This window comes from Algirhabdus cladophorae, assembly GCF_044772865.1.
Lineage (GTDB): Bacteria > Pseudomonadota > Alphaproteobacteria > Rhodobacterales > Rhodobacteraceae > Algirhabdus > Algirhabdus cladophorae.
This window is the reverse complement of the sequence record NZ_CP173029.1, coordinates 3,466,635-3,478,916: the sequence shown is the minus strand read 5'-3', so window position 1 is coordinate 3,478,916 and position 12,282 is coordinate 3,466,635. Positions and strand designations below refer to the sequence as shown.

The 12,282-nt window shown below is 50.7% G+C and carries 9 protein-coding genes; all 9 read right to left on the bottom strand.

The window, feature by feature from the left end; genetic code table 11:
* Nucleotides 1-3: 3 nt before the first annotated feature.
* Complete coding sequence (gene hslU / locus ACIRQ6_RS16890) at nt 4-1,305, bottom strand: ATP-dependent protease ATPase subunit HslU (RefSeq protein ID WP_420861778.1); 1,302 nt, start codon at nt 1,303-1,305, stop codon at nt 4-6.
* The gene (hslV, locus tag ACIRQ6_RS16885) at nt 1,302-1,859 is read right to left on the bottom strand and encodes an ATP-dependent protease subunit HslV (RefSeq protein ID WP_420861777.1); all 558 of its coding nucleotides are present in this window, start codon (nt 1,857-1,859) and stop codon (nt 1,302-1,304) included. The genes hslU and hslV overlap by 4 nt, the downstream gene beginning before the upstream one ends.
* A 120-nt stretch (nt 1,860-1,979) precedes the next feature.
* Nucleotides 1,980-2,300, bottom strand: coding sequence for a thioredoxin (gene trxA, locus ACIRQ6_RS16880; protein WP_420861776.1), 321 nt, complete (start codon nt 2,298-2,300; stop codon nt 1,980-1,982).
* 56 nt (nt 2,301-2,356) lie between these two features.
* The gene (gene addA / locus ACIRQ6_RS16875) at nt 2,357-5,707 is read right to left on the bottom strand and encodes a double-strand break repair helicase AddA (protein ID WP_420861775.1); all 3,351 of its coding nucleotides are present in this window, start codon (nt 5,705-5,707) and stop codon (nt 2,357-2,359) included.
* On the bottom strand, nt 5,704-8,631 hold the full coding sequence (gene addB / locus ACIRQ6_RS16870; RefSeq protein ID WP_420861774.1) for a double-strand break repair protein AddB: 2,928 nt from the start codon (nt 8,629-8,631) through the stop codon (nt 5,704-5,706). The genes addA and addB overlap by 4 nt, the downstream gene beginning before the upstream one ends.
* Nucleotides 8,618-9,307 (bottom strand): nucleotidyltransferase family protein, encoded by a 690-nt coding sequence (locus ACIRQ6_RS16865; protein WP_420861773.1) that lies wholly within the window; start codon nt 9,305-9,307, stop codon nt 8,618-8,620. Before ACIRQ6_RS16865 ends, addB begins: the two co-directional genes overlap by 14 nt.
* Complete coding sequence (locus ACIRQ6_RS16860; RefSeq protein WP_420861772.1) at nt 9,283-10,299, bottom strand: aminoglycoside phosphotransferase family protein; 1,017 nt, start codon at nt 10,297-10,299, stop codon at nt 9,283-9,285. The genes ACIRQ6_RS16865 and ACIRQ6_RS16860 overlap by 25 nt, the downstream gene beginning before the upstream one ends.
* On the bottom strand, nt 10,299-10,760 hold the full coding sequence (tsaE, locus tag ACIRQ6_RS16855) for a tRNA (adenosine(37)-N6)-threonylcarbamoyltransferase complex ATPase subunit type 1 TsaE (RefSeq protein WP_420861771.1): 462 nt from the start codon (nt 10,758-10,760) through the stop codon (nt 10,299-10,301). Before tsaE ends, ACIRQ6_RS16860 begins: the two co-directional genes overlap by 1 nt.
* 41 nt (nt 10,761-10,801) lie before the next feature.
* Entirely contained in the window at nt 10,802-12,232 is a 1,431-nt protein-coding gene (locus ACIRQ6_RS16850) for a PAS-domain containing protein (protein WP_420861770.1), read from the bottom strand.
* Nucleotides 12,233-12,282 lie beyond the last annotated feature (50 nt).

Sequence of the window (12,282 nt, the reverse complement as noted above, 5' to 3'; positions counted from 1 at the left end):
CCTCTACAAGACGTAGCGGCTGACGTCGATTTCACGTGCAAGGGCACCTAGGTGCTTTTCGACATAGCCCGCGTCAACGGTAACGGCTTCGCCACCTAAATCTGGTGCAGAGAAAGACAATTCCTCAAAGACCCTTTCCAGCACAGTGTAGAGCCGCCGTGCGCCAATGTTCTCAACACTTTGGTTTACATCTGCAGCAATTTTCGCAAGGGCCGCAATGCCGTCTTCGGCAAAGGACACGGTAACATCTTCGGTGCCCATCAAGGCGGTATATTGCAGTGTAAGCGCGTTATCTGTCTCGGTCAGGATCCGAACGAAATCCCCTTCAGTCAAGGCGCGCAATTCGACGCGAATAGGCAACCGTCCCTGAAGTTCTGGCAGCAAGTCCGATGGTTTGGCCACATGAAATGCGCCAGAGGCGATAAATAAAATATGGTCTGTTTTGACAGGACCATGTTTGGTTGACACAACGGTGCCTTCAATCAAAGGTAAAAGATCACGCTGCACGCCTTCACGGCTGACTTCACCGCCCCGGCCTTCTTGTTTTGCGCAGACTTTGTCGATTTCATCCAAGAAAACGATCCCGTTTTCCTGAACAGCCTCAAGGGCAGTCCGTGTCACGGTCTCATCGTCCAGCAGTTTGTCGGCCTCTTCGCCAATCAGGATGTCATAGCTTTCCGAGACAGTAATCTTCTTTTTGACCGTACGCCCACCAAAGGCTTTGCCAAAGATATCTCCGATATTCATCATCCCAGCGCCACCCATAGGCTGACCAGGGATTTCGAATTGGGGTGGGGCGGTGTCCTGAACCTCAAGCTCGATAATCGTGTTGTCCAATTCGCCGGACTTCAGTTTCTTGCGGAACATCTCACGAGTTGCGTCGCGGGCATCTTCACCAGCGATAGCCTCAATCACGCGATCCTCTGCGGCGGCATAGGCCTTGGCCTTCACGTCATCGCGCATTTGCTCCCGAACCATCGTAATTGCGCTGTCTAAAAGATCCCGAATGATTTGTTCTACATCGCGACCTACATAGCCAACTTCGGTAAATTTTGTTGCCTCAACCTTGATGAATGGTGCCCTTGCAAGCTTAGCCAAACGGCGACTGATCTCGGTCTTACCGACGCCTGTTGGCCCGATCATCAGAATGTTCTTGGGATAGACTTCATCGCGTAGATCATCGGCCAGTTGCTTGCGCCGCCAACGGTTTCGCAAAGCAACGGCAACGGCGCGCTTAGCGTCATTTTGGCCAATGATAAAACGGTCCAATTCCGAGACAATCTCGCGAGGTGTTAAGTCAGTCATTTTGAAATCTTTTCTACAGTGAGATTGCCGTTGGTATAGACACAAATATCAGCTGCAATCGCCATCGCAGCCCGCGCAATGTCTTCGGCTGATTTTTCGCTGTCCATCAGTCCCCGTGCAGCGGCCAGGGCATAGTTCCCGCCCGATCCTATTGCTGTGACATCATGTTCTGGTTCCAGAACGTCGCCAGCGCCAGTGATAACAAACAGGTCGCTGCCGTCCGTGACGATTAACATCGCTTCTAGCTTTTGCAGATATTTGTCTGTGCGCCAGTCTTTGGCCAGCTCAACAGAGGCACGGGCCAATTGACCGGGTGTTTCTTCCAGCTTGGCTTCCAGACGCTCTAAAAGGGTAAAGGCATCTGCAGTTGATCCGGCAAAACCGGCAACCACTTCGTGACCGCCTGGCTTGAGACGCCGCACCTTTCGAGCGGTGCCTTTGATCACTGTCTGACCAAGGCTTACCTGCCCGTCACCTGCGATCACCACTTCATCACCGCGACGCACCCCGATTATGGTTGTGCCATGCCAACCTGGAAATTCTGATGATGCCATGATGATCCTCCTATCTTGCAATCTATATGGATTGCCTCATCCCTGCGCACAAGTCTTGGTATCACACCAAAAAAGGCGCCCCAATGACGGGACGCCCTTCGTATTGGTAAGACAACGGCTTTACAGGGTTTCTTCGATCCAAGATTGCAAGGCGGCCTTTGGTGCAGCGCCACTGCGGTTCGAGACAACTTGACCGTCTTTGAACATGAACAAGGCAGGAATGCCGCGAACACCCATGGATGCAGCAGAGTTTGGATTACTATCCACGTCTACCTTCACGATCTTCACTTTTCCGTCCATTTCGGAAGATAATTCTTCCAAGGCAGGACCGATTTGTTTGCACGGGCCACACCATTCAGCCCAAAAATCGACAACAACGGGAAGGTCAGAATTCTTGACCTCGGCTTCAAATGTTTCGTCAGTGACAGCGACGGTGGCCATGGTTCTCTCCTTGGCAATAAGTTGAGGCCTGAACCTAAGAAGCCAACCATCCTGCGTCAAGATGCTGTGGTTGATTTGAGGGCATTCCTCACGATCTCGTCACTCAATGGCATGAAAGACCGCGAAGTGGTCCACAAAATCCCAGTTCGGATCTTGTGGTCAGGAAAGATCTGTTCAAGCGCATTTTGATAGGCACCCATTTGACGCAAGACGCCTAAGGGGACCTGTTGCGGCGTGTCTGGAACAGCTACATTCGTTTTATAGTCAACGGCCAGAACAACGTGGTCGTTGACCATCAACCTATCTACGGTCCCTCTCAATCGCTGATCGTCTAGGTCGCTGATATTTGCGGAAAGGTTGACTTCGCTCATACCACTAGGATCGAAAATAAAAGCCAGATCTGGAGTATTGAGAACAGATAAAGCGATTGCTCTAGCCTGCTGGTTCAGTTCTGGCTCATTATCATCCAATAGGTTTGGAACTGCGGCACCCCAAGTTTTTGGGTCAAGATTTGGTAGATGCTCCAACAGTTTGTGAACCTTTGTGCCCAAAGCCATTGCCAGTTCTTCGTCCTTTGCCCCCAAGGCGCTGGGCAACGCCTTTGGGCCAGGCAGTGAACTGGCGGTCAAAACGCCTTCATTTGCAATCGGGGTCTCAACAGGTCTTTCAAAGAACTCAGCAAGAGCCGGTTTTGTACCTAAAGGCGGATCGCCAGATTTCTGCGCCTGATCCCATGTCCCATATTGGTAGCGCAGCCCTTCACCCAATTCAAAATTGAAAGGCTTGGCACCTGCGGCAGAAAGACCGTGCTGAATACGGCTGTACCAACTTTCGCCTGTCTTGCCGACGTCACCTGCAGCGCCTACGATCAACCATTTTTCAGCGCGGGTCATTGCCACATAAAGAAGCCTTAATCGTTCCTGCTGCTCTTTCGTCTTGGCTGCAGCCAAAAGGCTGCGCAGCTTGGCCGGCTGTTCAGGTGCATTTGGTTTCCAAAACGCCGTGTCTTGCTGGGTCACTATATCACTTCGACTGGTCACAAGCCGGTTGGCGCAATCTGGCAGAATAACAATTGGGGCTTCCAGACCTTTAGATCCGTGCACTGTCATCACGCGCATCTGATTGCTTGCACTGTCAACTTGGCGCTTGATTTCCACTTCCTCGCTGTCGAGCCAGATAAGAAAGCCGGTTAGGCTGGGAACCTCAGTGCGTTCATAAGACAGGGCTTGGTCCAACAGTGCATCGATGCCGTCTATGGCCTCGCTGCCGAGGCGTTCCAGTAGGTTTTTACGGCCCTCATGTCGGGTCAAAAGGCGTTCGATCAAATCAAACGGACGCAGGAAATCCGCCTGACCGCGCAGGTCATTCAAAACATCCAAAGTGCGTGGGTAAACAGTGTCTAATCCGCGCATTTCTGCCCAAACAAAAGGCTTTTTGCGGTGATGGCACAACGTAAAAATGTCTTGTTCTGACCAGTTAAAGAACGGACTCCTTAGCGCACAAACAAGACTAAGGTTATCCTCTGGCGTGGCAAGAAATCGCAGAACTGCCGTGATATCTTTGACCGCTAATTCACCGCCAATTTTCAACCGATCGGCACCAGCAATTGGTATTTCCTTAGCCTTACAAGCTTGGATAATTTGATTGAACAAATCACTGCGGCGCTGAACCAGAACCAAGATGTCTTTCGCTTGGATTGGCCTCATCCCGCCAGAACCGTCCGGCAATGACGCGTGGCCTGCAAGCATTGCACTGATATTTGATGCAACTTGCCGCGCTAAGACAACCGTGTGATCCGTCTCTGACAGCCGATCGATAGGATCGAACCAAGCAGTATCTTCGGGCTTTGGCGTCTTTTCGATTAATGGCCAAAGATCGACGCGCCCGGGTAGGTCGTCCTTAAACGCCCGGTGCTTGAGGGTTTGTGGAAAATCCTCTGCAAGTTCTGCAAATGTGAAATCCACAACATCCAAAATGGCAGGTGAACTGCGGAAAGAGAAAGCAAGATCCAGCGCCTTAAACGGCTTTTCAATAGTACGCAAACGCTCCGCAAAGAAGCCTTTCATGCGGTCAAACCCAGCGGGATCGGCGCCTTGGAATGAATAGATCGATTGCTTGGGATCGCCGACAACAAAGATCGTACGCTCAACGTCACTTCGGGCCGATGTTCCTGTTGTGAACTCACGCGCTAAATGTTCAATAACGTCCCATTGCGCTGGGCTGGTGTCTTGTGCTTCATCCACAAGAATATGATCAATGCCCCCGTCCAATCGAAACAAGACCCACTGCGCCACATCAGATTTTGTCAGCAGCGCGCGGGCCCTAAGGATTAAATCGTCGAAATCTAGCCAGCCTTTATTCAACTTCCTTGCCTCATATGCTGGCACAAATGCTTTTGCAAAATCTATCAGAGCCAAAGTCCGGTAGCCCAGTTTCTGGGACAATTCCTTTTGCTTTGCGTCTGCCGCGCGATCCATTAAATCATGCAAACCAGCCAGAATAGACTCTAGTTTGGCAATAACCTTCACTTGGCTTTTCGGTGGGTAGCTACTAGATTTCGATGCATTATCGGCCCCAATACAAACATCATAGAAAACAGCCAAATCTTTTGGTTGAGGGTTGGACACGTCAATCGTTGCTAACTTGTGAGCGAGTTTTTCAGACGTTTTTCCGGCACTTATCAAGGTCTCAAGAAGGGTATTCCACCAACCGGCAGTGACACCTGTCGTGATCTCATTCACCAGGTCTTGCGCCGTTACGTCCTGCGTCAGATCCAACTCAGCCCAAATTTTTTCCTTAGTCATCGCGCAAATTGTATCTTTGTGGCGCATCACTTCGGCAGTGAGGTTTTCAAAATCTTCACCCGAGTGATACTGTGCCAATGCATCGATAACCGCCCGATCGTGGCCCTTAGCCATCTGTTCAACCACATCGTTGCGCAGAATTTTCGCGGTTCGATCTTCCATCTCCACAAACTGTGGTGAGACGCCAGCCTCAAGTGGGAAGCGACGTAAAAGTGACGCGCAAAAGGAATGGATCGTTTGAATTTTCAACCCGCCTGGTGTTTCAATCGCCTTAGCAAAAAGACGCCGCGCCTCTGCTAATAGGCCACTGATTTTTTCGACAGGCGCACCCAGCTCGGCAAGTTCCCCGCGAAGCTTTTCATCGCGCATCATTGACCACTGACCAAGTCGTTGAAACAGCCTGTTCTGCATTTCAGTGGCGGCGGCTTTTGTGTAGGTCAGGCAAAGGATGTTTTCCGGTGCAACTCCGTCCAACAAAAGTCGTGCAACCCGGTCTGTTAAAACCCGCGTCTTGCCTGAACCAGCGTTAGCAGCGACCCAAGTTGAATTACTCGGATCGGCAGCCTCGATCTGGCGGAGCGTTGCCTCATTGGGAACCGTCATTTCAGGATCTCCCGTACCGGTGGATCCGTGTCGTCCCATTCCCCATATCGTGAGAGATGATCGTAAGGGCTCACATCGGTATCGCGCTGCATTTTGGACCGGGCTGTATAACCCATTTCCCTTTCGTCATAGCGACCAATGAGGGCACGAATTTCTTGCAAAACTTGTGGTACAGGAAAACTATCCAAAGGAGCAGGTTCAATTTTTGGGCTGGACCCTAGGCCAATGAAATCGGCCCGCAACACGGGCATTGGACCAAGGTTTGCAAACGCGCCCTCTTCAACCATTGCGGCCTCAATCAATAGTTGACGATCAAAAAACTCTTGAACTTTTTTGCTGGGCGGCTGTCCAGTTTTATAATCAAGCAGGATAGCTTCGCCAGAAGAGGTGATATCAATCCGATCAGCGGTACCTGTAATTTTAAAGTCTATGTCAGCCAGCGAAAGCGCGCCTTTAGCCTCAAGGAAAACCTTTTCGGCTTGGAGCATTTGACCTTCGTAGATGTCAACGAACCACGGTATGACCTTTTCAAAACGAGCCTTCCACAGTCGCTGGGCTACCGGCCAAGGCACATTGGCTTGTAATTCCTGATCTAGAGTCTGTTTCAGTCGAATCTCGGCAGAATTCTCGTCATCCGTGCGTTCTGCCAAGAATCTTTCTAACACGCGGTGTAAAACAATCCCACGCAAGGGAGCATCTGGAAGCATTTTGATCGGATCGAGTGGTTTTAGGCGCAAAATACGCTCAGCATAAAGGGCATAAGGATCGCGAACCAAAGTTTTGAACCGGGTAACGGAAAGCTGCCGAGGACGTGAAGCAAGAGGTGGTTGTGGCGACGGCCTTGGCGCTTTTTCTGCATCATTAGGAACGTCTTCCAGCTGTCGTGCGATCCCTAGCCAGTCGTTGCCACGATCTATCATTTGCAACAAAAGTGCAGGACCGTCCTGCATGTCCAAACCGTTCAAAAGGTTTGTTATTCTGTTGACCCAGCGGGACGGAACGGTTTCAGCCTCTGCGTTACGGATGCTTCGCGTTATCCAAACATTGGGACGACAAACTGCTTGCTGAAAGTCATGAGCGGACAAGCCAATTCGACGTTCTGGCAACAGCAATCCTGCCTGCTGCCGCATTTGGCGATTGAGCCATGGATCAGGCGCCGGCGCCTCGGGCCATGACCCCTCGTTCATGCTGGCCAGTATGACCAAATCTGCGCCTTGAACCCGTGCCTCTAGTGTGCCCCAAAACAAAACGTTGGGATGGCCTTGATCCCGGTCGCGCACCTCGCCTTGGCTTAGAACTGATCGAAAAATTGATCGGTAATCTGCTACTTCTACTTCGCCTGCATGATCACCTTCGGCCTTTAATTTTGCGACGGTTTTTTTGGCCTCAATCCCGGGCTTTTCTTTCCACAATGTGCCGCTGTTGTCTTCCGACGTTGGATCCGTTCCATGGGCCAATGCCTCGGCAAATGATAGATGCGCCTCAAGATAATCATTCAATGGCACAGCAGCCGGAACCCGTGACTTGGCCAACGCGTCTACCAACCATTCACCCCAGTTTTTGGCAGTCTGCGTGCCTGTTTTCTCAGCCCATTTTAGAATTGAACTGGTTGTTGGGAATGGCGGCCCATAACGTCGTGTGTAAAGTTCGAAATCCCGTGTAAATCGTAGATGATCCCCACGACCATTTGGTCCGCTGTGCGTGATTGGATTTTTCAAAAGTGCAAGCAGTGCTTCGAATGAAAGATCGCGATCCATGAGGTCTAGGACCTGCAACAAGAACCGCCCTGACGCGCTAAGGGCCAAAGGTGTACCTGCGCTATCATCAGGAATAATGCGCCATTTGTCCAAAGCTGCGGTAACCTGGCGGGTTAGGGAACGATCCGGTGTGATCAAAGCAACGGTCTGATTTTCCTCGACCGCTTGCCGGATGCGGGCAGCGATACAAATTGCTTCCTCTCGTGGGGATTGAGCTTGGACAAGTGTCAAACCCTCAAAGACAGAGTCTAAATCACCTAAATTTGGCCCATCTGTCATCCATTGGTCTGTGATCGGTGCAGGCCTCAATGCCAAAGATACAAACGCACTTCGCGGCGATGTGTTTTCCACAGACTTTGACCAAGACACCACTTGGGACGGCATAATGCCAGATTGATCCAAAAAATCAGCGAACCGATATTGGGGGTGATCCTGGCTGACTGTATTGGCGTTAAACCTGTCCCAGATTTCTTGAGGTTGGTCAAAATCAAATCCGGGTAGCACGATCATTCCTTGTGGCAATTCAGTAATTGCCTTCATCAACAAAGCGGTTGTGCCCCTCGATCCAGTGGAACCAGCTAAGATTACTGGATGCTGTGGTGGATTAACCTGCCATCCCTTGATTAGTTTTTCGACGCGTTGTCGGTGGGAAGGTGCCACGCCTTCGGTCTGGGTGGCTTCGAGAAAAGTCTGGGTAATTCTCAAAAAATTAAGGGATCGGTTCCAATGACCCGACAGATCCTGCACATCGATCTTTTCAAAAACAGTTGGTGAAACGCCCTCATCTAGCATTTCCTCCAAAAGGCTAGCGAGGCTGTCCGCAAGATCAAAGAGGCTATCGCGAGCGGCCAGATCCGGCTGTTGATCCAGAAGTTGAGAGATCAATTGAACCAATTCCAATCGCCGCTTCAGGGCGGTGGGATCATTGCCTTGATCCTCAATCCCCAGATCAGTCAAAAGTCTAATCCTGGGTAAAAGTGTCGCTGGTCCTTCGTCAAAAAGATCCGTGATGCGCCTCTGCATGCGTCGCGTGTTTACGATGATTTCAATTTGGGCAGTGCTTACTGGATCTAGATGTCCGAACCGTTCCCAAAAGCCAGTAATGAACGCTTGCGGAAAATCCACGCCAAGCCCCAGTGCGGTGATTTTGGGACTATGACCGATCATCTGCCAACAACGCTTCGGCGGTTTCTATGGCTTCGGGGTATCCGACATCGCACCACTGTCCAGCATGGATGACCCCATAAAGTCGGCCAGCATTCAACAGCTGATCCCAGACTTTACGCATGGAAAACACATCGTCTTTGATCGATTCTACGGCCGAAGTTTTAATGATTTGCGCCCCGAGGTACACTGCGCCGGGACCCCAAGACAGCTGCATGTTTGGATCACAGAGGAAATCACCGTTCCCCTTATGCCCAATGGCGTGCTCTGGTGCTGCAAGAAGCAAAAGTGCATCCATTCGATTGGGATCCCAATGGTCTTTCAGTTGTGCGAGAGGGTTTTCACCGGTCCATACGGCGTCTGTGTTTAGGGTAAAGACAGACGCAGATGGCAGCAGAGGCAAAGCGTTTTTTAGCCCACCCCCAGTGTCTAACAAAGTTGGCTCATAACTGAGTTGGATCGGTTTGCCTCTGACGTGATCTTGGATCTGATCTGCAAAGTAATGTGTGTTGATTACGCAGGTGTCGGCAATGTCCGGTGTGACCAACTCCAGCGCGTGATCCAACAAGGCTTGATCTGCCACACGGACCAAGGGCTTGGGAATGACGTCTGTCATCGGCCGCATGCGCGATCCAAAACCAGCAGCGAAAAGCATTATGGATGTGGGATCGTCGCGCATTTGTCTCTCAATTTTTGCAGGTTCTTTGGTGTCGGAGGTGGCAATGTGTCGTCGCAGATTTTTCGGAGTTTGGTCAGGCTGGGATGGCTCAAGTCATTTTGTAAATGGTCCCAGACCCGAGGTATCAAATCAACGTAATGTGGCTTTCCATAGTGCATCGACAGGCGTGCAAAAACACCCAAAATACGTAGATTGCGCTGGGCACCCTGTGATGCAAACGCGGCTTTGAATGTTGCAGGATCTTGGTCTGTTTTGCTGATGTAATGATCTAGCATCGTTTCTTTGATAGTTGGCGATACATCCCGCCGGGCATCCTCCAGCAGGGAAACCAGATCATATGCCGGGTGTCCCAAAAGACCGTCTTGATAGTCCAGCAATCCAACGTTTTTTGGTGCCTTCTCGTCAGGGTTCCACAAGAGGTTTTCAGCATGGTAATCGCGTTGAACGAAAACCATTTTTTCAGACCAAGTCCCGCTTAAAACAGACTCTAATTCAGCCTTAAATGGTTGGTCTGTTGGTCCATCACACCCAAAAGAGTACCAACTCCGCGCCAGATCCCCGAGGTCAGCCATGAGTTCTGGATCATATGTGCCTACCCCGGCTGGTCGGGGCGCGTGATAAAGATGTATCAGGACATCAACCGCAGCAGTATAGAGCGCTGTTTCAGCAGTGGGATCGGTTTCTAAAAAGCGTGCAAAGATACGGTCGCCGAGATCTTCTATCACGAGAAATCCGTCACCGGTGTTTTGGGCAAATATCTTTGGTGGGGCGAGGCCAATCTGCTCCAAGTAGTTTGTTCGATCGACGAAAGGCAAAAGGGCGTCGTTCGGATCACCGGGCGCATCCATCAAAACAACGGTGCCGCCAGTCTTTTTGTCATTCAGGCGCCAGTATTTTCTGTTCGACGCATCCCCTGCCAAAAAATCACACCGATGATGCGCCCAAGGAGATGCTGCAAGATATTGTTTCCGAACCTGAGTGCGATCGTCCATCAAAAAAGGTGCCCTAACTTATCCCACTTTGCGTCACTTGAATGCGCCGTTATCTGCCTGCTATCATCATCACCGGATAAAGCTATGTGCAAAGCGGAGGTTGGAGAAAGCTCACCCAAACGATCGGGCCATTCAATTAAACTGACCCCTGTTTCAAAAACGTCGTCCAACCCCAGCTCAAACACCTCCTGCGCTGAAGACAGGCGGTAGAGATCACAGTGCCAAATTTCAAACGCCTTTGTGTCATAGGTTTGAACCAGTGTGAATGTGGGGGATGGAATGTCTTCTGGCACATCAAGGCATGCCAGAATAAAGGCGCGGGCAAAGGCACTTTTGCCGGCACCGACTGGACCGTTCAAAAGGTATACGTCACCTACTTGGGCAAGCTCGGCGAAACTATGGGCCAGAGCTTGTGTGGCCTGAAGGCTTTCCAGCTCTTTAGAGAACGAACATCGCAGCATTGGCCAAATTTAAACGGCCTATGGGCAGGCGCAAGGCAAACCTAAGCCCTAAGAGGCAATTCCTTTGGACGTCCGGGCATATTGTTTTCAGTAGCACCAAACACAAAGCTCACCAATGTGGACCCGCCCATCAAAGGGCGCACACGGCAATCCAGCTTTTGCCCTTTCAGCGTGGTAACAGTACCGACCCAGTCTGAGCGTTCTGAACCCTGATAGATAAAGTCCTGAAGTTCACCCCAAAACGGCGATGGATTTGTTTTCTTGCGCCAGTCTTTCAGGGCATTTGTTGCGGTAAACTCAATAAGCGTTTGATCAGGATCGGAATCCCACATTTCACGGTAGGCTTTGTTGCATTGCACCAAGACCCCAGAGGGTGAGAACACGACCATTGCCTCGTCAACGCAATCCAAAATGGCTTGGTTCTGTTCAAGATGTGCGTTGAACCTACGGGTAAGCGAAATCTCTTCTGTGATGTTTTCGATCAACAGCGCAATAGCGCCGCCGGGGTGTGGTCGACCGGTGACCCGGTAAGTTAGACCAGACGGCAGTTGCCAAACCTTGCAGTAGCTGTCGGTTTCTGCAGCTGTTTCAAGCGACCTGATTTCATCGCGCCAGCTGTGATAATCCTTTGGTTCCGGGATCATACGCTGTTCCCGCAAGCTGTCCAAAAAAGTCCATAATGACGGGCGTACGCATAGTTTTTCTGCCGGAATGTTTGTCAATCGAACCAACGCCGGATTGAACATCATTAAATTGCGATCGCTATCAAAGATCGCCAAGCCCTGTGTCAGCTGCGCAAAGGTTTTGGTTAGCGTTTGCGTAAAACTGCTAAGGTTCTCCTGAGCTGATACAATCTCATCCGCTGGCGTGGCGTAAAAATAGACACCATCTCGGGTCTTTTGCGAATGAACGTCAAACCATTTTGCCCCATCTTGGGCCGAATGCTCTAACGACTTTCGTTCCGTGCTGGTTGGCGACAGCAAGGTTGACGGCGCTGCTTGGCCAAAAATATGCGGCAACGGCCAAGTCAAATGGCCGGTTTGTTTTATATGTTCGACATGTTTGATGTAGGTCGTATTGGCCCAAGAAATATGACCACCTGAATCGACCTGCCACATCGGAAACGGGGTTTCGTTGGTGACTTCACGCATGAACAACAGCTCTTGCTCAAGGGCCAAAACCACAGGCGCGTCCTGTGCCAGGACATCTTCGGTTTCTTCGATCCGCAGGGTAATTTTGATCAGCCCATTCCACAGCTCAGCGTGCAAATGACCCGAGCCAACCTCGGATTTCAAATCAATTTCCCGGACCTCGGCAATATCGGCCATAGCATTTCCAAGATCGGGAAAACTGCGAGACAAAACATTGAAAATTCCCGCTGTATCGTCAATACGGACGTGTGCCGCGCGCAGCAGTTGATAGCCTTTTTCAGAAGCATCGATCAGCTTTGTGTCATCAAACACAAAGGCCATATCATTGCTTGTTTCATGAAGCAGTTTGCGGGCATCGCTGGTCTCTTCTG